The sequence below is a fragment of the Pseudomonas oryzihabitans genome (genome assembly GCF_006384975.1).
Classification (GTDB): Bacteria; Pseudomonadota; Gammaproteobacteria; order Pseudomonadales; family Pseudomonadaceae; genus Chryseomonas; species Chryseomonas psychrotolerans_B.
The window spans coordinates 5,038,529-5,057,964 of record NZ_CP021645.1; the positions used below are offsets into that span (position 1 = coordinate 5,038,529).

Sequence of the window (19,436 nt, forward strand, 5' to 3'; positions counted from 1 at the left end):
AGATGCGCCGGCCCGGGGTTTCCTATCGTCTTCACCACCTGGGTATCCCCACCCAGGAGCCCTTGCCGGGCGAGCGCTACGCGGCTGGGGTCGGGATGTATACCAGCGATGACCTCAGTGGCCCGGTGCCTATTCAGTGGCACAGGTTCACGCCTGATTCCCCCCTGCATCCGCTGATCAAGACCCAGCCCCATGTGGCCTACCAGGTCAGCGACCTGGCGGCGGCGCTGGTCGGCCAGGAGGTCATCCTCGGGCCCTATGAGCCCATCGAGGGTTTCCGGGTCGCCATGATCGACCACGGCGGCCTGCCCATCGAATTCATCGAGACTGAACTGAGCGACGAGGTCGTCTGGAGTCGCGCGCGCAGTGGCCGCCAGGCACCGCTGTATCAGGCCTCAGCCGAGGGAGAGGGCGCGCAGGCCCAGGCCGACGGAGGCCAGGCCAATCAGGCAAAGGGCGGCGCTAGGCAGGTGCTGGGTGAGTCGACTCAGGCGGGTCAGCCGATGCATATGGCCGGCTAGATAGCCATAGGCGACCAGCACCAGCAGGTCGATGGCGGCCCAGATCGCCAGTAGCACCGGGGCCTGTTGCCCGAGCGGTGCCTGCAGGGAAATGAACGCCGGCAGGAAGGCCACCAGGAAGAGGATGTCCTTGGGGTTGGACAGGCCCACCAGGAGGGCGCGCCGAAAGCTGCCGCGTCGAGCGCTCGACAGGTCGTCGGCCTCGGCCTTGAGCAGGCGAATACCCAGCCAGAGCAGATAGAGACCACCGAGGATCTGGCCGGCCAGCAGCAGCTTCGGGTCGATGCCGATGGCCAGGTGGATCAGGCCCAGCGCCAGTAGCAACAGGACCTGGGCGGACAGCACGCCGCCGAGGATCGTCCACCAGGGAAAGCCATGGCGACCGTCGGCGACCACCAGGGCGACGATGGGGCCTGGCGAGGAGATCAGCAGGAAGACGGTGATGGCGAAGCTGAGATATTCACTCATGGCGCATAGGGCCTCAAGCCGATGATCCGCGACGGATCGCCCGTCTCGCCGATCAACTGGCGCTGGTGGGAGATGGCGAAGGTGCGCTGGATCCAGCGGTCGCTACCGTCAAACCGGGCCTGGAAGGCGCTGCGCGCATGGGCCGCGCGGCGATTGTCGATGATCAGCAGGTCGCCCGCCGCGAGGCGCACCGGCTGGGCGACACTCCAGGCGATCTCCTTGATTTCCTCGATCAGCCGTTGCATCCGGGCCGAGCGGGCGAGCATGAAGTGCGGATCGAATCTGAGGTAGGGCTTGCCGCGCTGGCCATAGAGCATTGGCCGGTGCCGGCCCAGGTCGATCCGGCAATTCTTTTCGCTCAGGCAGTAGTCGGAGAGAAAGTTGAAGGGCTCCGCGAACAGCAGCTCGGTGGTTTCGGCGTCGACCTCCTCGAGCATCTTGTCTACCGAGGCGATGTAGGTGATGGCATCGTCGTTCGGTGCGGCCCTCAGGCAGAGCAGCGCCAGGAAGTCCGGCGGTACCTCGTGGAAGGCGTTCTCGGTATGCAGGTCGAGTTCGGTGTCGAAGCTGTCCGAGGACAGCTGGCGGGCGTTGGCGGCATGGGGAAAGAAGTTGTTGATCAGGCTGCCGTCGGATTCCTGGGGATAGCCGATGGGATCGCCGAGCAGCGCCGTGGCCTGGAGCAGCAGCAATTCGCTGCGGTAGTCCGGCTTGGCCAGGCTCTGGCGGTCAGCGGGTGTGGCCGGGACGCTGCCAATGTCCTGATTCGGCAGCAGCAGGAAGCCCTGGGGATTGCCGAAGACGCGGAAATGGAGGATGTCGCTGATGGCGGCGGCCGAGAGCTCACCTTGACGGAGGGCGCTGTCCAGCAGGGCGTCGAAGGAGACTGATCCCAAATACATACTGTGTCTCGAAGAACCAGGCAGTCATGACGCGCCAAGGCGTCAAGGACGGCCATCATCCGGTGCTGGACGCAGGGGTAAAAACGGATAAAACTGGGTGGAAGGATGATTCAAACTCATTATCGAGGACCAAGGATGTCCCGCCTCCCGCCGCTCTATGCGTTGCGTGCCTTCGAAAGTGCGTCCCGGCAACTGTCCTTCACCCGTGCGGCGCAGGAACTGAACATCACCCAGAGCGCGGTCAGCCGTCATATCAAGACGCTGGAGCAGGACTTGGGCTGTCTGCTGTTCGAGCGCCGGGGCCCCAGCCTGAAGCTGACCCCTACCGGGCTGATCCTGGCGAAGGACCTGAGCTCGGCCTTCGCCGACATGCAGGGCGTCTGCGATCTGGTGCGCAGCGGCCGTGGCTGTCTGAGGCTCAAGGCGCCTTCCACCCTGACCATGCGCTGGTTGATGGCCGCCATCGAGGCGTATCGGGTGGCGACGGGGGAAAATCGGGTCCAGTTGACCAGCGTCTGGATGGACGTCGACTTCGTCGACTTTCGCTCCGAGCCCTATGACTGCGCGGTGATCCTGGCCGACGGTGAATTCCCCAGCGATTGCGCTAGCGTACGGCTGTTCGATGAGTGGCTGGTGCCGGTCTGCGCGCCGCGTTATCAGCGTGCCTGCGGTGGCGAGGATCCGATCTTCGGTGGGGACGGGCTGCTGCACGCCTCCCACGATTGCCGCGACTGGCGCCTCTGGCTGGACCGGATCGGTCGTCTGGCCGAGGTGAACTGGCATGCCGGCAAAAGATTCGAAACCCTGGACGCGGGCATCTCGGCCGCGGTCCAGGGCTTCGGGGTGGCGATCGGTGACCTCTCCCTGGTCCAGGATCAGATCGCCTCCGGGCAACTGGTGTTCGCCAATCGCGCCGTGGTTCGCTCAGGGCTGAGCTACTACCTGGTCTGGCCCAGACGCAGTGAGGCCCATGACGTCCTCGCCGGGTTGCGGGACCACCTGGGCGCGGTGGCGCCGGTCTTGCCCAGGCTGGAAGGGCTGATCTTCCTGGATTGACGCGTCGCACTCCTTTGCGCGCGGGCTCGCCGACGCTGAATAGCTAGCAAAGCGGCTAGTGAAATTCACTAGAGGATGCTCGTTTTCACTAGGAAAACAGGCGTTTTCATTATTCAAGGCATGCGAATTAACCGAAATAATAGTTTGGCTAATTTGCCTGCAAGGATAGTGGAATATGCTCGCGATACACTTGGAAGATGCTCTTTTGGAGAGCGCGCTTAACCTTGTGAAAGGTCATCCTCTTCTCGGGCAGCCGGACAGTTTCCTGGTGGACGGCCCTTATCAGCGGCCGGTCAGACCGCAAGATATTACTCTCGCTCAATTGAAGACTTGCCTACGCCAGGATAGTTTCGGCAAGCCCAGTTACCTCGCCGCGCAACGGCTATTGCTCAATCGCTATGAACAGGATCTCGTCTTTCTACCGACGGGACGTTCCCTCGCGCTGGATCAATTCAACAGTTTCTATAGCGGCGAGTTGCGCATGGCCCTGGAGTTGCTGCGGCCGACGCTGGAACGGCATGCCTTCGGCTGGCTGAACGACGAGATCACCCTGTCCGGCGACTGGGACCTGGACAGTTTCGTGGCCTATACCGACGAGGTGCTGCAGCGGATCCGCCAGGCGCCGTCGGGCCTGGTCAAGGCCATCCGCAATGCCAAAAATCCCCGGGAGGCAGCCAGGTACTACCTGGTGCAGTGCTCGGGCGATTTCCTCAGCGAAGCCTCGGCGATGGGGCGCAATGTCCTGGGTAACTTCGGGCCCTATACCAGCGAACTGTTTAAGATCTATATCGATGAATACGGCTACGGTGTCCACGAGAAGAAGCACAGCACCATCTTCGAACGACTGATGGTGGCCGCCGATCTCGATCCCCATCTGCATACCTACTGGCAGTTCTATACGGCGTCTTCGCTGTCGCTGATCAATTACTTCCATTATGTCTCGCTGGATCACAGCAAGTTCTTCCGTTATCTGGGCGCCATGTATTTCACCGAGGCCAGTCTGGCCATCGTGACCCGTAATCAGGCCGAAGCGGTCAAGGCCGGATTCGGCGCTGACTTCGATACGCTGTATTTCGATGAGCACAATCATATCGATCAGCATCATGGGCGCATGGCGCTGGAAAAGTTGATCGTGCCCTTGGTGCAACAGCATGGCGTGCAGATCCTGCCGGAGATCCTGCGCGGTTTCGAAGAGTTTCGCCTATTGCAGGACGTGGCGGACGAGGATCTGTTCCGCAACCTCGAATGGCAGGACAACCTGCCCAAGTACCGGGACCTGGCCCGGGAACATTTTCCCAAAGGCCACGAGGATCGCCACAGCGCCGTCTTCGTCGAGCCGCAGCACGAGTTGTCGGTACTGCACACCCATCCCATGGCGGAGTTGTTCAGCGTGCGCTCCGGCCTGATCGAACTGGTCGCGGCGCCGAACCAATCCATCCTGCTCAAGGAGGGCGAAAGCATCGTCATCCCCAAGGGCGTCCTCCATGGGACCCGGGTGTTGTCCGAGAACTGCTGCTATCTGGTGACGGGGCTGGAGTAGAAGATGAAGATCTTTACCGTTGGTAGGCACAGCTTCAATCGGGTACGCGCCGGGCAGGTCGACTATTTCGCCTTCGACCGTAATGGCAGCTATGCCCTGTTGCCCAGTCAATGCCCGCATCGCGGCGGCCCTCTGCACCTGGGCGCGGCCTCGGCGTGCAAGGCCAAGGTGGTCTGCCCCTGGCACGACAACGCCTATGCCGTGGCACGTCTGGAGCCCAAGGGGTTGCCGGTGATCCGTACCGGCGACACGGTCAGCTTCGTCACCCGCGAGGACGAGGCCCTGTTGTGGAACGAGTTCCTGCCGGGCGTCTCGAGCGGGGCGGCGTCGCGGGAGACTTCGTCATGAAGCCCGCCGTCATTCGTTTCTATGGTGTGGTGGCGCTGTCCGCCCTGGCGGACATGGCGCTGCTGATCGGCCTGATCTGGGCGGCACTGCGGGTCACCGGTTCGCCGCTGCTGCTGGGTACGCTACTCGGGGTCAGCGCCCTGATTCCCTTCTCGATCCGGCGCAGTTTCCCGGCGCTGGACAGCACCCGGCTGTCGGTGCGCCGCGTGGTCCTGCTGCGTGGCGGCGTGTATGGCGGCCTGCTGCTGATCGCGCTGGCGGGCCTGCTGCAGACGCTGGCCGGGTTCGTGGTAGCGGCGGTGCTGGTGGGCGTGCTCAATTACATGACCACCAGCGCCTACGAGGCCGCCAATACCAAGCAGGTGCTGGCGGGCCTGCTGGACAGCCAGCGCTCGGCGCGCTGGATGCAGACCGCCTTTCAACTGGGCGCCTTTTCCGGGGCCTTCCTGGGCGGCCTGGTGCTCGACCGGGCGTCGCTCGATGTGCTGGTCTATGCCGTGGCCGGCCTGGCGTTGCTGACGGCTGGCGTGGCTGCCGTGCTGCCCGCCGACCGGCAGCCACCGGCGCCCGTGGTGCGGCGTGACGCCAGTGCGGCCCCTGACGGGCTGGGCGACGTGGGTGGGCGCGGCGTCACGCTGCTGTGTCTGGCCTTGGGCATGATCGGCTTCCATATTGGCGCCTTCAACACCCTGATTCCGCTGGTTTACCAGCGCCTGCACGGCTGGAGTTCGGCGGACTTCGGCCTGGCCAGCGGCATCGCCGGGGTGGGCGCCTTCCTGGCCGCCATCCTGCCCTGGCCACGTGGCCGGGTACTGCTCTGGGCCGGGCTGCTGGTGGTGGGCGACTATCTGCTCGCCTTCAGTCCGCTGCCCTGGGTCTCCATGGGGATCTGCCTGCTGATCGGCTTCGGCATCAATACGCTGCGCATCGATCTACGCCAGCAGATGATCGAGGCCGCGACCACCACGGAGCAGGCCAATCGGCTGGCGGCCACCAGCTCCGTCTATTTCATCTTCCTACAGTCGGCAGCGCCCCTCGGCGTCGGCCTGCTGTGCAGCGAGTATGCCTTCGGCCCAGGCGCCGCTCCCCACGTCTTCGTCGGGGTGGGTGGCCTGCTGCTCGGCGCCGTATTGCTGACCCGCATGCATCGTCCGCGTGCCGCACTCGCTCAATGAGATCAAGAACATGAATCCGGCTAGAGACATCGTCATCATCGTAGATCCCTTCTCCACGGGGGCGCTGTACGCCCCCCTGTTCCGCGCCAGGGGATATCGCTGCTATGCGGTCCTGTCGTCATCCTCGGTCCCGGCGCGCTTCGTCGACGGCTTTTCCGGGCACGCGTTCGAGGGCCGCGAGTTGCTGAGCCTGGCGGAGTGCCTGAAGGTCATTCCGGCGGCCCGTGTGCGGGCCGTGGTGGCGGGCAGCGAACTCGGCGTCGAGGCCGCGGAGCGGCTCGCCTTGCATTTCGGCGTCGCTGGCAACGACCCGGCCACCCTGGCGTGGCGGCGCGACAAGTTCGAGATGCAGCAGCGACTCGCGGCCGCGGGACTGCGCAGCATACCCACGGTCAAGTTGAGCGAGGCGGGCGACACACGGCGGGCCCTGGCGCAACTGGGGCAGGGGGAGCGCTTCGTGATCAAGCCGAACAACTCCTTCATGACCGATGGCGTCGAGTTCATCGAGGGCCGCCAGGCGCTCGAACAGGCGCTGCGCTGGTTGGAATGGGGGCGGATCAATGCGCTGGGGGTACGCAACAGCGGCTATCTCGTGCAGGCCTTCGTCTCCGGCCCGGAATATGTGGTCGATCTGGTGGCTTCCGCGGCGGGTACCCTGGTCGTCGGTCTGAGTCGCTATCGCAAGGCCGAGCACAATGGTTCCCGCTTCGTCTACGAGGGTCTCGAGGTGCTCGACCCGCGCGACGAACGCTTCGCGGACCTGATCGCCTATGCCCGGGCCTGCAGTAAGGCCCTGGATATCGGCTTCGGGCCGGTGCACATGGAGTTGCTCGACAGCGCCGACGGTCCGGTGATGATCGAGGTAGGTGCCCGCTTGCACGGGGGCGTGGCGCCCAGTCTGTTCCAGGAGTGCTACGCCCCGGATCTGCTGTCGGTCGCGGTCGAGGCCTATCTGGGCTTCGAGCCCGCGTCGGCGGCGAGCCGGCTGATCCGCCCGGGACGCATCGTCTTCCTGATCAACCGCCGCCTGGGCGCGCGCCTGGCGACGGACGAGCAGCGTTTCGCGGCGTTGCAGGCCATCCCGAGTTTTCGCGGCTTCAAGCCATTCGCCGAGCCCGACGAAGCCTTGCCGCTGACGCGTGACCTGGCCAGCTGTCCGGGTATCGTCTGGCTGGCAGCTGCCGGGGAAGAGGAACTCGACCGGGACGAGCGCCAGGTGCGGCAACTGTTCGAGGGGTGTCTCGGTGAGTGACGTCCAGGCCATGCTGGCCCGATTGCAGCCCCGCGCCCTGTATCTCGAAGGCGTGCGGGTCTTCGAGACCGAGGTCTATCGGCCGTCGATGCTCAGGCAACTCGACTATCTGCGGGAGAACTACGCGGCCTTCGTCGGCAGTCCCCACGTCAGGGGCTACGGGACGCAACTGAGTCTGCTCGGCTTTCCCGAGACCAAACCGGCCAATCTCAAGCTGATCGATCGCTGCCTTGAACAGGGACCGCTGTCCATCAACAACGTCGTGGATGCCTACAACGTGGCGGCGCTGACCTATGGCGCAAGCCTGGGCGGCCATGCCCTGGAGCAACGGCCTGCGGCGCTGGAGCTGCGCCTGGCGCGCCCTGGCGAGCGGATCCTGCCGCTGTTCCAGAGCCGGACGCTGCCCATAGCCGCCGGTAGCCTGGTGTATGGTATTGGCGCGGAGGTGTTGGCCTGCATCGGCAGCCGCGACGTGGACGCCGATGGCTTTCGCATCACGGAGGCGACCCAGGGGCTACTGCTGGTCTCTCTCGGCCATGCCGACACCAGCGCGGAGTTCAACGCCCAGGTACTGGACCTGGCGCTGGAGCTGGTGAAGATAACCTGCCCCGACGTTCAGGCCTGGCCGGTACCCGTCACTATTGGTGTTGCCAGTGTCGCAGCACCGGCATGATGACGACGCTGCGCACCAGGCCGGTCGCCAGGACGGTTTCCTTGAAGTCGACCACGTTGCCGATGGTGACGTGGTCGTAGCGCACCAGCATGTCGACGTTGCCGAACAGCGAATAGGCTTCGAGCACGCCCGGGTGATCCTTGATGCTGTCCCAGACCTGGGAGCAGACGTCGGTGCCGTTGTTGACGAACTGCATGAACGAGGTGTGGCCCGGGCCACAGTGGCTGTCCGCGGCGCAACGCACGGTATAGCCGAGGATGGTCCCCTGGGCTTCCATCCGCTCGATGCGGGATTCGACGGCGGTACGGGATTTGTGAACGCGCCGGGCGATCTCGGAAATACTGGTGCGGGCGTCGGCCGTCAGGATCTGGAGAATCTTCTGGTCAATGCTATCAAGGCCGGACATTGGTGAACTCGCTCGTAGTGCATCCCGGACGCGTCCCGGGGATTCCTCCATGAAGAAACACACAGGCAGGGCCTGGCGTGCGCGCCGGCAGTCTAAGGCATAGCACCGGGCACGAGAACCGCACCCCGACGCAATGCCCTCCGGCGCGGCGTGCCGTTTCGTGGGGTACGGCGGGAAGGCGCGTGCCTCTGCGAGCCTTGGAGCTGCGGCGCTATCCCGCGAGGAGCGTCGCCGCGGGCTCAGTACACATCCTTCAGATAGCGCTTCTGCTCGCTCATCCCGCGCACATAGTCGGCAGCGGCCTCTTCGCTGAGCTGGCCGTGGCGGGCCACCACCTGGCGCAGGGCCTGGTCGACGTCCTTGGCCATGCGGCTGGCGTCGCCGCAGACATAGACGCGGGCGCCGTCCTGCAGCCAACGCCAGACCTCGGCGCCGCGTTCCCTCAGGCGATCCTGCACATAGATCTTCTCGGCCTGGTCGCGGGAGAAGGCCAGGCTGAGTTCGCTCAGGGTGCCATCGTGCTGAAAGGCTGCCAGTTCGTCGCGATAGTAGAAGTCGTGGGCGGCGTGCTGTTCGCCGAAGAACAGCCAGTTGCGGCCCTTATCGCCACGGGCACGGCGTTCGTGGAGGAAGCCACGGAAGGGCGCGATGCCGGTGCCGGGGCCGATCATGATCAGGGGCACGTCGCCTTGCTCGGGCAGGCGGAAATGGCGCGACGGCTGGATGTGGACCTCGGTGGTGGCGTCTTGCAGGCGATCGGCGAGGAAGGTCGAGGCCACGCCCTTGCGGGTGCCGTAGCGCACCGCCGAGACGGTGAGGTGCACCTGGCCGGCGTGGGCCAGGGGGCTGGAGGCAATGGAATAGAGTCGCGGTTGCAGGCGCTTGAGGCTGGCGAGCAGTTCCTCGGCGGCGAGACGCGCGGGGAAGCTGGCCAGGACGTCGGCCAGTTGCCGGCCCCAGAGCCAGCTTTTCAATTCGTCGCGGGCCGCCAGCAGGGCGCGGCAGTCGGCATGGCCGCTGCGTTCGGCCACCAGGGCCAGGGTTTCGTTGCTGGGACGGGCGATTTCGTAGTGCTCGGCCAGCGCCTGGCGCAGAGACAGCTCGCCGACCTTGGGCACCGTGACCGGCTGTTCACCGTCGAGCCCGGTCAGGGTCAGGATCTCGTCCACCAGCTCGGGGCAGTTGCGCGCCCTTACGCTGAGGGCGTCACCGGCCTGATAGGCGAGGGGCTGCTCGGCCTCGAAGCCGAACAGCCGGACCTCCTTGTTGGAGCCGGCGCCGTTGAGTCTTTGATTGATGACCAGCCGCGCCGGCACCGGGGCTGGGCGATTCGCCGGGGCGGTGCTGGCGGCGATGCTGCTCGCGGCAGGCGATAGCAGCTTTTGCAGCCCGGCCAGCCAGGCGTCGGCGCGGTCGTGACCGTCGGCATCGCAGTCGAGTCGCGCGCAGAGGCGGCGGGCGCCGAGTTCGGCCAGGCGGGTATCGAGGCGTTGGCCGTGGCCGCAGAACTGGTCGTAGGTGGAGTCGCCCAGGGCCAGCACCGCGTAGTCCAGCTCGGCGAGCGAGGTGTCGAGGCGGCTGAGCCCTTGCCAGAAGGCCTGGCCGTTGTCCGGGGCCTCGCCGTCGCCAAAGGTGCTGCTGACCAGCAGGGCGCGCCGGGCACCGCTCAGGCGCTCCACCGCATAGGCAGCCATGTCGTGCAGCTCCACCGCCAGCCCCGCTTCCCGCAGTTGGGTGGCGCAGCGCTCGGCCAGGGCTTCGGCGCTGCCGGTCTGGGAGGCCCAGAGCACCACCAGGTCGGCCGGAGCCGTGGGGGCCGGGGCCAGACTGGCGCTCTGGCTTTCGGGCAGGCGGCTGAACAGCCCGGCGAGCAGGCCGTCGAGCCAGAGGCGGGTGTCGGCGGCCAACGGCGCCTGGACCGGCAGGCAGGGTACGCCCTGGAGGCCACCGTCGCGCAGGCCGTCCAGGAAACCGGCCAGGTAGGTGCGTTCGGCGGCGCTGAGTTGAGGGCGTACCGCGGTCGCCACGCCAGTAAGTTCGGCCAGGCGCTCCAGGGCGGTCTGGCGGGTGCTCTCGGTGACGGCTTGGTCGATGGGGAGCTGGTGGTGAGGGATGGTGGCGACGCGGGTCAGGCGTACGGCGCAGACCTTGAGTTCCGGCTGTTGGGATAGGGGGTCGATGGCATCGCTGGTGACGGCGTTGATGGCCAGGTCCGCGCCGTGTACGTCGGCCCAGTGGAAGGGGGCGAAGCAGTTGCCGGGCTGGACCCGGTCGCTGATCGTCACCGGCAAGACGGCGCGCCCACGGCGGGAGGTGATTTCCAGGCGGTCGCCGTCCTTGAGTTCCAGCGCCTGGGCATCCTGGGGATGCACCTCGACGAAGGGTGCCGGGTTGAGGCGGTTGAGGGCGGCGATCTTGCCGGTCTTGGTCAGGGTGTGCCACTGGTGCTGCAAGCGGCCGGTGTTGAGCACGAAGGGGTAGTCGTCATCGGGCAATTCCGCCGGATCCAGGTGCGGGCGGGCGAAGAATTGCGCCTTGCCGCTGGGGGTGGCGAAGTTGAGCGCGGTCGGTTCGCCCGACTCGTCCAGGCGCAGGGTCTGGCTGCGGCCGTCGTTGAGATAGCGGATCGGCTGGCGCGGAGCGCTCTCCGTGCTGGAGCAGGGCCATTGCAGCGGGGTTTCGCGCAGGCGCGCATGGCTGGCGCCACGGAGGTCGTAGCCGGTCTGGGGATTGTGGAAGTGCGTGATCTCCTCGAACACCTCGGCGGCCGAGGCGTAGGCGAAGTGCTCGCCATAGCCCATCGCGCAGGCCACGTCGGCGATGATCCGCCAATCGGCCCGGGCCTCGCCGGGCGGGCTGACTGCCTGTTGCGCCAGGGTCAGGTTGCGCTCGGAATTGATCTGCACCCCATCGGCCTCGGCCCAGAGGGCGCCGGGCAGGAGGATGTCGGCGTAGCTGTTGGTCTCGGTGTCGAGGAAGGCGTCCTGGGTGATCACCAGCTCGGCGGCCTGGAGGCCCTTGATGACGGTGGCGCGATTGGCCACGCTGGCGACCGGGTTGGTGCAGATGATCCAGCAGGCCTTGACGGTGCCGGCGGCCATGTCCTCGAACAGGGCGACGGTGCCCTTGCCCAGGCGGGTATGCAGGGTGCCCTCCGGTACGCCCCAGGCCTGCTCGACGAAGCTGCGGTCGGCGGCGGACAGCAGGCTGCGCTGGCCGGGCAGGCCGGGGCCCATGTAGCCCATCTCGCGCCCGCCCATGGCGTTGGGCTGGCCGGTGAGGGAGAAGGGGCCGCTGCCCGGCCGGCAGATTTTACCGGTGGCCAGGTGCAGGTTGCACAGGGCGTTGGTGCTCCAGGTGCCGTGGGTGCTCTGGTTCAGGCCCATGGTCCAGAGGCTGGTCCATTCGCCGGCCTCGCCGATCCAGCGGGCGGCGGTACGGATGTCCGCCTCGGCCAGCCCCGTTTCCGCCGCGACGCGCGCCGGGGTGTAGTCGGCGAGAAAGGCCGGCATGGCGTCCCAGCCTTCGGTATGGGCGGCGATGAAGGCTTCGTCGAGATAGCCCTCGGCGTGCAGCAGGTGCAGCAGGCCATTGAGCAGCAGCAGGTCGGTGCCCGCCCGCAGTTGCAGGAACAGATCGGCCTTTTCGGCGGTGGCGGTGCGCCGCGGATCGATGACGATCAGCTTGGCGCCGCTCTTTACCCGGTCCAGCAGGCGCAGGAAGAGGATGGGATGGCAGTCGGCCATGTTGGCGCCGCTGACCAGGAAGAGGTCGGCGCGGTCGAGGTCGTCGTAGGAGCCGGGCGGGGCGTCGGAACCCAGGGACAGCTTGTAGCCGGTGCCGGCGCTGGCCATGCACAGCCGCGAGTTGGATTCGAGCTGGTTGGTACCGATGAAGCCGCGCGCCAGCTTGCTCGCCAAGTACTGGGCTTCCAGCGACATCTGGCCGGAGATATAGAAGGCGATGGCGTCCGGCCCGTCGCGGTCGAGGATGGCGCGGAGCCGCTCGGCGGTGGCGGCGATGGCCTGGTCCATACCGGTCTGTACCGGTTCGTGGGAGCGGTCGCCTCTGATATAGGCCTGCTCCATGCGCCCGCTGTCCACCAGCGCCTGGTGGCTGGTGCTGCCCTTGGTGCAGAGGCGGCCACGATTGGCTGGATGGTCGCGATCACCGCTGACCTTGGTCACGCGGCCGTCTTCCACCTGCATGACGATCCCGCAGCCGACGCCGCAGTAGGGGCAGACGCTCTTGAGGTGGGTAGTGGCCATGGCGAGGATCCTTCGAAAGCTGGAAAGCAAAAAGGCGCCGGTCGCTGTCCCCGAGGGGAAGCGAACACGGCGCCTTTGTCGTGAAAGGGAGCGATCGGCGTTGACCGTTCCATGAACGGGATTTAGCAAGGCCCGCGCCAGTTCGCCTCGCGTGGCGGTGCGAGGCGCATAGGTACTGGCCTCGCGGGGTCAGGATGACGAACGCGAAGGTGTCACCCGGCACGGGCTCGGTGCGCCGCGACGGGGCAAACGGGCGAGGTCTTGCACCGTTCTGGTTCCAGTTGGCTGCCCGGCGTTTTCCGCTTCAACCTGGTCTGCGGACTCTACAGGCCGCGCCAACTGGGGATTTCCAGGCGCCGGCGCAAAACTGGCACAGCCGATGCAGGAGCCTTGGCAGACCCGCCAATTCGGGTCGCCCGGTCGATCAACGGCGATCGACTGCCACTGCAGGCGACGGGCACGGAGCAGAGCCAAGGGCTCCTCCTTACAGAGAACAGGCAAAGGCGCCTGAGACCGCAAGGTTTCAGGCGCCTTTTTATTTGCCGCGAATCAACCTGATTGGCCTCGGCCGGGGGATAGCCTCCATGAACAGCATCGTGACCCGCAAAGAACGCCTGATCGTCGTCGGCAACGGCATGGTCGGTCACCACCTCGTCGAGCAACTGCTGGCCGCCGGCGCCCTGGATCACTACGAGATCCATGTCTTCGGCGAAGAGCGCCAGCGCGCCTACGACCGGGTGCACCTCTCCGAATACTTCGCCGGCCGCGATGCCGAATCCCTGGCCATGAGCGAAGCCGGCCTCTATGCCGTACCCGGCCTGGTGCTGCACCTGGGCTGCGCGGTGACCGCCATCGACCGCGAGCAGCGCCAGGTGCTGACCGCCGAGGGCGCCTTCGGTTACGACCGCCTGGTGCTAGCCACCGGCTCCTATCCCTTCGTGCCGCCCATCGAAGGCGCCGAGGGCGATTCGCGCCTGGTGTACCGCACCCTGGATGACCTGGACACCATCCGCCTGGCCGCCGCCAAGGCCCGCCGTGGCGTGGTGGTGGGCGGTGGCCTGCTGGGCCTGGAAGCGGCCAACGCCCTGAAATCCCTGGGTCTGGAAGCCCATGTGGTGGAATTCGCCCCGCGCCTGATGCCGGTGCAGCTGGATGACCTGGGTGGCGCCGCGCTCAAGCAGCGCATCGAAGACCTCGGCGTCGGCGTGCACCTGTCCAAGGCCACCCAGAACATCACCGCCGGCAGCGAATACCGCTACCGCATGAACTTCGCCGGCGAGGATTTCCTCGAGACCGACCTGGTGCTGTTCTCTGCCGGTATCCGCCCCCAGGATGCCTTGGCCCGTGGCTGCGGCCTGGAAATCGGCCCGCGCGGCGGGGTGGCGGTGGACAATCTCTGCCTGACCAGCGATCCCGCCATCTACGCCATCGGTGAATGTGCCGCCTGGAACGGCAGCATCTTCGGCCTGGTCGCCCCCGGCTACCAGATGGCGCGCCTGGTCTCCGCCGAACTCTGCCACGGCCAGAGCACCCCCTTCACCGGCGCCGACATGTCCACCAAGCTCAAGCTGCTCGGCGTGGACGTGGGCTCCATCGGCGATGCCCATGGCGCCACCCCGGGCGCGCGCAGCTATCGCTACATCGACGAGGCCAGCGCCAGCTATCGCCGCCTGGTGGTCTCCGCTGACGGCAAGCAGGTGCTCGGCGCCGTGCTGGTGGGCGACAACAGCTACTACGACACCCTGCTGCAATACGCCCAGAACGGCATCCCGCTGCCCCAGGATCCGGCCAGCCTGATCATGCCGGTGGGCGAGGGCGCCCCGACCCTGGGCGCTGATGCCCTGCCGGCCACCGCCACCCTCTGCTCCTGCCACAACGTCACCAAGGGCGCCGTCTGCGCCGCCATCGACGCCGGCTGCACCGACCTGGCCGGCATCAAGAGCTGCACCAAGGCCGGCACCGGCTGCGGCGGTTGCGCGGCGCTGGTCAAGCAGGTGTTCGAGCACGAGCTGCTGGCGCGCGGCGTGGAAGTCGACAAGAGCCTCTGCGAGCACTTCGCCCATACCCGCCAGGAGCTCTACCACCTGGTCCGCGTGGAAGGCATCCAGAGCTTCGACGACCTGCTGGCCCGCCATGGCCGCGGTCATCACGGCTGCGACATCTGCAAGCCCGCGGTGGCCAACATCCTGGCCTCCTGCTGGAACGCGCCCATCACCGATCCGCACCTGGTGCCCTTGCAGGACACCAACGACACCTTCATGGCCAACATGCAGAAGAACGGCACCTATTCAGTGGTGCCGCGCATCCCGGGTGGCGAGATCACCCCGGAAGGCCTGATCGCCATCGGCCAGGTGGCGAAGAAATACGACCTCTACACCAAGATCACCGGCGGCCAGCGCATCGACCTGTTCGGCGCCCAGTTGCACGAATTGCCGGACATCTGGGGCGAACTGATCGCCGCCGGCTTCGAGACCGGCCATGCCTACGGCAAGTCCACCCGCACGGTGAAGAGCTGCGTGGGTAGCACCTGGTGCCGCTACGGGGTGCAGGACAGCGTCAAGATGGCGCTGGACATCGAGCACCGCTACAAGGGCCTGCGCGCCCCGCACAAGCTCAAGTTCGCCGTCAGCGGCTGCACCCGCGAATGCGCCGAGGCGCAGAGCAAGGACATCGGCGTGATCGCTACCGAGAACGGCTGGAACCTCTATGTCTGCGGCAACGGCGGCATGCGGCCGCGCCACGCCGAGCTGTTCGCCACCGACCTCGACGACGAGACGCTGATCCGCTACATCGACCGCCTGCTGATGTTCTACATCCGCACCGCCGACCGCCTGCAGCGCACCTCGGTGTGGCGCGAATCCCTGGAGGGCGGCCTGGACTACCTCAAGCAGGTGATCATCGAGGACAGCCTGGGCCTGGCCGCCGAGCTGGAAGCCCAGATGCAACTGGTGGTGGATCGCTACGAGTGCGAATGGGCCAACGCCCTGAGCGATCCCGACAAGCTCAAGCGCTTCCGCACCTTCGTCAACGAGCGCGGCAGCGATCCGGACATCCACTTCGTCAAGGAGCGCGGCCAGCGCCGGCCGGCGCGCCACCATGAACTTCAGCTGATCGCCGTCACCGAGGAGGTTTGACCATGACCCAGACCAACACCGCACGCGCCCTGCAATCCGCCTGGCAACCCCTGTGCAGCCTGGCCGATCTGGTGCCTCAATCCGGCGTGGTCGCCCTGCACCAGGGTGAGCAGGTGGCGTTGTTCTACCTGCCCGATACCGAGCAGAAGGTCTTCGCCGTGGGCAACCGCGATCCCAAGTCCGGCGCCAACGTCATCGGCCGCGGCATCGTCGGCCACCTCGGCGGTGAGTTGGTGATCGCTTCGCCGCTGTACAAGCAGCATTTCCGCCTGAGCGATGGCGGCTGTTTGGAATACCCCGAGCAGACCTTGCCCACCTGGGCGGTGCGGTTGAACGGGGAGCAGGTGGAGATCGCCTGAGGCGGCTTGCCCTCACGCCAACCCTCTCCCGGAGTGTATGGCCCGGAGACATGGTGGACACCTGTTCGAGGACAAGGTGGACAGGTGTCAGGCGACGGAGCGTCCCGTCGTCGCCGTCCGGGGGTGTAGATTCAGGCACGCGATGCGACAGGTGCGCCAGAGCACGTGGTACTGGCCATCCATCCCTTCGGAATGGATCAGCACGGGCTTGCCGAGGAAGGCCTTGCCCACCCGCCACTCCTGGCCTCGGCAGTGGATGAGTCCCTGGTCGCGCACCGAACGGATGATACTGCCTTCAGCATACTGCGGCGCAGGTGGCGTGGGGCAATAGGCGCGGGGGCTGGGCCGATAGTGCGTCTGGGGCACCTGTATACCCGGCGCCTGATGCGGCCGCTAGGCATCGTAGCGCTGTCGCCAGTGGTCGAGTGCCCACTGCGCCTTGTCCAGGACTGCCCACGGCGGGCCTTGCAGGACTTCGGCCTTGAGCGTGCGGTGGAAGCCTGTTTCGGTGCACAGCGGCCTGGCGACGTCGCCGGACGGCGCGAGCGATCCGTCAGTGCTTCGCCGGCCCTGGCACGCGCCAGCCATTTACATGCCGTCGTCGGGTTAATGCCGAAACGGCGACACAGCAAGCGTACGTTCGCTCCGGCCTGTTGTGCCAAGTCAACAAATTCTTCGCGTAACGCCATCGTGGACCTCTCCTGCCACGGCATCGGCCTGCTCACTTCTAGCCAGATGCCGCAGCTTGATGTGTCCACCCTGTCTCAGGCTATACATCTGCCAGAGGGAGAGGGGTTTATCGAGGTCATGGACGCTACGAGGTTGGGTTGAGCGCAGCCAAGCCCAACGGGCCCTCAGGCGTAGACGTAGGGCCCGCCCTGCTGCAGCGCCCGCTGGTAGGCCGGGCGGGCGTGGATGCGCTGGAGGAAGTCCACGAGCTTGGGCCGCTTGCCGTTGTCCAGGCCGGCGCGGGCGTTGGCGGCCTCCAGGGGGAAGCTGAGCTGGATATCGGCCGCGCTGAAGCTATCACCGACGAACCAGCCGCTGGCGCCCAACTGGCTTTCCAGGTAATCCAGGTGCAGGTCCAACTGCGGTTGGATGAAGCTGGCCGTGGCTTTGGCTGCTATGCCCTTGGCGATGGGCTTGGCGAAGAAGGGCATCGGCGAGGTGGCGATGCGGTCGAACACCAGCTTGAGCAGCAGCGGCGTCATGGCCGAGCCCTCGGCGTAGTGCAGCCAGTAGGTATAGCGGACGAACTCGGGGCTGTCCTGGGCCGGCAGCAACTGGGGACCGTAGCGCCGCGCCAGGTAGTCGATTATGGCGCCGGATTCGGCCAGGGTCAGGTCGCCATCGACGATCACCGGCGACTTGCCCAGCGGATGCACCTCGCGTAGTTCCGGCGGGGCGAACAGGCCGCCGGCGGCGCGCTCGTAGCGCTGCACCCGATAATCGAGGCCCAGTTCTTCGAGCAGCCAGAGCACCCGCTGGGAGCGGGAGTTGTTCAGGTGGTGGACGATGATCATGGTCTTTCCTTGAGCCTGGGCCGGGGATCAGGGCGCCGGGGTGCCCGGCTCGCCCAGTGAAGTCATGGCGTCCCGCGCGTCGAGCCGTCCGCGGAAGTCGCGTCCGCTCGGGTGCTGGAACACATGGAGGCCGAACTCCGGGAGGATGGCCAGCAGGTGGTCGAAGATGTCCCCCTGGATACCTTCATATTGCGCCCACACCGTGGTGTTGGTGAAGCAATAGACCTCGATGGGCAGGCCCTCGGCGGAGAGTGGCATCTGCCGCACCAGGAGAGTCATGTCCTGGCGTACGCCGGGATGGGCGCGCAGGTAGCGTTCCACATAGGCACGGAAGGTCCCCAGGTTGGTCACCCGCCGGGTGTTGACCGGTTCCTGGCCGCGCTTTTCCAGCTTGAGATTCCAGTCGGCGAGTTCCTCTTCCTTGGCGGTGAGGTAGTCGTCCAGCAGGTTGAAGCGGTGCAGGTGCTCGCGCTCGGCATCGCTGAGGAAGTGCACGCTGTTCTGGTCGATGTTCAGCGAGCGTTTGATGCGCCGGCCGCCGGCTTCCTGCATGCCGCGGTAGTTGCGGAAGGAGTCGGTGATGAATCTCTTGGTGGGAATGGTGGTGATGGTCTTGTCGAAATTTTGCACCTTCACCGTGTGGAGGGCGATGTCGATGACGTCGCCGTCGGCGTTGAGCTGGGGCATCTCGATCCAGTCACCGACGCGAATGATGTCGTTGCTGGAGATCTGCACGCTGGCCACCAGGGAGAGCAGGGTGTCCTGGAAGATCAACAGCAGCACCGCGGCCATGGCACCCAGGCCGGAGAGCAGGATCAGCGGCGAGCGATCGATCAGGGTGGCGATCATCAGGATGACCGCGATGGCATAGATGACGATCTTGCTGACCTGGACATAGCCCTTGATCGGCTTGAGTCGCGCCGAGGGCCGCCGCGAGTAGAGCACGTTGATCACGTTGAGAGCGCTGCCCAGGGCCAGGGCGATGGTCAGCACGATGAAGGCGCTGCAGACGTTCTGCACCACGGTGACCAGCGCCTTGGGCAAACCGGAGATCAGCCCCACGCCGCCGGCCAGCACCAGCGCCGGGACGATGTTGGCCAACCGGCCGATGACCCTGTGGTGATTGAGTTCCTGGTCCTGGCCGAAGGAGGTGCTGCGCAGCAGGCGATAGAAGCCGCGCACCAGGATACGCTTGACGACCCAGTTGAGGATCCAGGCGGCCAGCAGGAGGCCGAGGCAGGCGAGTAGGGTGGTGAGTTGCGGGTGTTTTTCCAGATCGTCGATCAGTTGGGTAAGGGCCGTGGGCATAGGGGGTCTCTTGACGGGATACTACGGGCGCCACGTTAGCAAAGCTGCGCCGCGGTTGCCGTATTCGTCGCCGGTGGCCGGTCCAAGGTTCAGTCTGTTCAGGAAAATTCCCATGCGTGTTCGCTCTACTGCGCTGCTCCTGGCCGCTGCCGTGCTGCTCGCCGGCTGTGCGGCGCGTCCCTTCGGCCCGCCGACCCTGGACGATCGGCTGGCCGAGTTGGGTTATCGCCAGGGCGCGCCGGTGGACACCATCCTCGGCTTCGATCTGTCCGGTTGGAACTACCTGGATAGCCGCCACCTGGCGTTGGGAACCGGCCTGGGCCGGGCCTATCTGGTGGACTTCGCCGCGCCCTGCGGTAACCTCGCCGCAGGCAATCGCCTGGGCTATCGCTCACGCGCCGCCGGCTTGCGACCGGGCGATTTCCTGGTCTCCACCGATGCCCGGGGCAGCCGGATGGACTGCCCCATCGGCGGCCTGTACCGCCTCGATCCGCTGCGTTGAG

Annotated in this window: 16 protein-coding genes and 1 pseudogene; 9 read left to right on the forward strand and 8 right to left on the reverse strand. The window is 66.2% G+C overall.

Translation table 11 applies throughout. From position 1 onward, the window contains the following. Positions 1-395 precede the first annotated feature (395 nt). Positions 396-989 (reverse strand): LysE family translocator, encoded by a 594-nt coding sequence (locus CCZ28_RS22720; RefSeq protein ID WP_140220995.1) that lies wholly within the window; start codon positions 987-989, stop codon positions 396-398. Then, the gene (locus CCZ28_RS22725) at positions 986-1,891 is read right to left on the reverse strand and encodes a TauD/TfdA family dioxygenase (RefSeq protein WP_205894612.1); all 906 of its coding nucleotides are present in this window, start codon (positions 1,889-1,891) and stop codon (positions 986-988) included. Before CCZ28_RS22725 ends, CCZ28_RS22720 begins: the two co-directional genes overlap by 4 nt. A 135-nt stretch (positions 1,892-2,026) precedes the next feature. On the opposite strand from CCZ28_RS22725, the gene CCZ28_RS22730 reads away from it, so the two are divergent. From CCZ28_RS22730 to CCZ28_RS22755, 6 genes are all read left to right on the forward strand, one after another. After that, positions 2,027-2,947 (forward strand): LysR substrate-binding domain-containing protein, encoded by a 921-nt coding sequence (locus CCZ28_RS22730; RefSeq protein WP_205894613.1) that lies wholly within the window; start codon positions 2,027-2,029, stop codon positions 2,945-2,947. A 322-nt stretch (positions 2,948-3,269) separates the two neighbouring features. Beyond that, positions 3,270-4,487 (forward strand): iron-containing redox enzyme family protein, encoded by a 1,218-nt coding sequence (locus CCZ28_RS22735; protein ID WP_240795195.1) that lies wholly within the window; start codon positions 3,270-3,272, stop codon positions 4,485-4,487. Positions 4,488-4,490: 3 nt separating this feature from the next. After that, positions 4,491-4,835: a Rieske 2Fe-2S domain-containing protein gene (locus tag CCZ28_RS22740; protein WP_140220998.1), complete on the forward strand. Its 345-nt coding sequence runs from the start codon at positions 4,491-4,493 to the stop codon at positions 4,833-4,835. Next, entirely contained in the window at positions 4,832-6,010 is a 1,179-nt protein-coding gene (locus CCZ28_RS22745; protein WP_140220999.1) for an MFS transporter, read from the forward strand. The genes CCZ28_RS22740 and CCZ28_RS22745 overlap by 4 nt, the downstream gene beginning before the upstream one ends. Before the next feature lie 10 nt (positions 6,011-6,020). Next, a complete protein-coding gene (locus CCZ28_RS22750) occupies positions 6,021-7,262 on the forward strand; it encodes an ATP-grasp domain-containing protein (protein WP_140221000.1) in 1,242 nt (413 codons plus the stop codon). Further along, positions 7,255-7,935, forward strand: a complete 681-nt coding sequence (locus tag CCZ28_RS22755; protein ID WP_140221001.1) for a phenylalanine--tRNA ligase beta subunit-related protein — start codon at positions 7,255-7,257, stop codon at positions 7,933-7,935. Before CCZ28_RS22750 ends, CCZ28_RS22755 begins: the two co-directional genes overlap by 8 nt. Here CCZ28_RS22755 and CCZ28_RS22760 read toward each other — a convergent pair. Then, the gene (locus CCZ28_RS22760; protein WP_167509273.1) at positions 7,901-8,341 is read right to left on the reverse strand and encodes an Lrp/AsnC family transcriptional regulator; all 441 of its coding nucleotides are present in this window, start codon (positions 8,339-8,341) and stop codon (positions 7,901-7,903) included. The genes CCZ28_RS22755 and CCZ28_RS22760 overlap by 35 nt on opposite strands. A gap of 239 nt (positions 8,342-8,580) precedes the next feature. After that, on the reverse strand, positions 8,581-12,609 hold the full coding sequence (locus CCZ28_RS22765) for a bifunctional nitrate reductase/sulfite reductase flavoprotein subunit alpha (RefSeq protein WP_140221003.1): 4,029 nt from the start codon (positions 12,607-12,609) through the stop codon (positions 8,581-8,583). 584 nt (positions 12,610-13,193) lie between these two features. Between CCZ28_RS22765 and nirB the strand changes: the two genes are divergently transcribed. Together nirB and nirD are read left to right on the forward strand one after the other, a co-directional pair. After that, on the forward strand, positions 13,194-15,743 hold the full coding sequence (gene nirB, locus CCZ28_RS22770) for a nitrite reductase large subunit NirB (protein WP_140221004.1): 2,550 nt from the start codon (positions 13,194-13,196) through the stop codon (positions 15,741-15,743). A 2-nt stretch (positions 15,744-15,745) separates the two neighbouring features. Continuing rightward, positions 15,746-16,102, forward strand: coding sequence for a nitrite reductase small subunit NirD (gene nirD, locus CCZ28_RS22775; RefSeq protein WP_140221005.1), 357 nt, complete (start codon positions 15,746-15,748; stop codon positions 16,100-16,102). Positions 16,103-16,189: 87 nt separating this feature from the next. Here the strand turns inward: nirD and CCZ28_RS25235 are convergent, their stop codons facing one another. The 4 genes and pseudogenes from CCZ28_RS25235 to CCZ28_RS22790 form a co-directional block, all read right to left on the reverse strand. Then, entirely contained in the window at positions 16,190-16,468 is a 279-nt protein-coding gene (locus CCZ28_RS25235) for a hypothetical protein (RefSeq protein ID WP_437179246.1), read from the reverse strand. A gap of 188 nt (positions 16,469-16,656) precedes the next feature. Then, positions 16,657-16,815, reverse strand: a pseudogene (locus tag CCZ28_RS25240) (helix-turn-helix domain-containing protein); the annotation flags it as partial. 141 nt (positions 16,816-16,956) lie between these two features. Next, complete coding sequence (locus CCZ28_RS22785) at positions 16,957-17,625, reverse strand: glutathione S-transferase family protein (protein WP_140221006.1); 669 nt, start codon at positions 17,623-17,625, stop codon at positions 16,957-16,959. 27 nt (positions 17,626-17,652) lie between these two features. After that, complete coding sequence (locus tag CCZ28_RS22790; protein ID WP_140221007.1) at positions 17,653-18,933, reverse strand: mechanosensitive ion channel family protein; 1,281 nt, start codon at positions 18,931-18,933, stop codon at positions 17,653-17,655. A 112-nt stretch (positions 18,934-19,045) separates the two neighbouring features. On the opposite strand from CCZ28_RS22790, the gene CCZ28_RS22795 reads away from it, so the two are divergent. Next, positions 19,046-19,435: a DUF6491 family protein gene (locus CCZ28_RS22795; RefSeq protein WP_140221008.1), complete on the forward strand. Its 390-nt coding sequence runs from the start codon at positions 19,046-19,048 to the stop codon at positions 19,433-19,435. Position 19,436 lies beyond the last annotated feature (1 nt).

Bases quoted from the DNA above. Each gene is read 5' to 3' on its own strand.
- CCZ28_RS22720 (WP_140220995.1), bottom strand. From the start codon at position 989: ATGAGTGAATATCTCAGCTTCGCCATCACCGTCTTCCTGCTGATCTCC.
- CCZ28_RS22725 (WP_205894612.1), bottom strand. From the start codon at position 1,891: ATGTATTTGGGATCAGTCTCCTTCGACGCCCTGCTGGACAGCGCCCTC.
- CCZ28_RS22730 (WP_205894613.1), top strand. From the start codon at position 2,027: ATGTCCCGCCTCCCGCCGCTCTATGCGTTGCGTGCCTTCGAAAGTGCG.
- CCZ28_RS22740 (WP_140220998.1), top strand. From the start codon at position 4,491: ATGAAGATCTTTACCGTTGGTAGGCACAGCTTCAATCGGGTACGCGCC.
- CCZ28_RS22745 (WP_140220999.1), top strand. From the start codon at position 4,832: ATGAAGCCCGCCGTCATTCGTTTCTATGGTGTGGTGGCGCTGTCCGCC.
- CCZ28_RS22750 (WP_140221000.1), top strand. From the start codon at position 6,021: ATGAATCCGGCTAGAGACATCGTCATCATCGTAGATCCCTTCTCCACG.
- CCZ28_RS22760 (WP_167509273.1), bottom strand. From the start codon at position 8,341: ATGTCCGGCCTTGATAGCATTGACCAGAAGATTCTCCAGATCCTGACG.
- CCZ28_RS22765 (WP_140221003.1), bottom strand. From the start codon at position 12,609: ATGGCCACTACCCACCTCAAGAGCGTCTGCCCCTACTGCGGCGTCGGC.
- nirB (WP_140221004.1), top strand. From the start codon at position 13,194: ATGAACAGCATCGTGACCCGCAAAGAACGCCTGATCGTCGTCGGCAAC.
- nirD (WP_140221005.1), top strand. From the start codon at position 15,746: ATGACCCAGACCAACACCGCACGCGCCCTGCAATCCGCCTGGCAACCC.
- CCZ28_RS22785 (WP_140221006.1), bottom strand. From the start codon at position 17,625: ATGATCATCGTCCACCACCTGAACAACTCCCGCTCCCAGCGGGTGCTC.
- CCZ28_RS22790 (WP_140221007.1), bottom strand. From the start codon at position 18,933: ATGCCCACGGCCCTTACCCAACTGATCGACGATCTGGAAAAACACCCG.
- CCZ28_RS22795 (WP_140221008.1), top strand. From the start codon at position 19,046: ATGCGTGTTCGCTCTACTGCGCTGCTCCTGGCCGCTGCCGTGCTGCTC.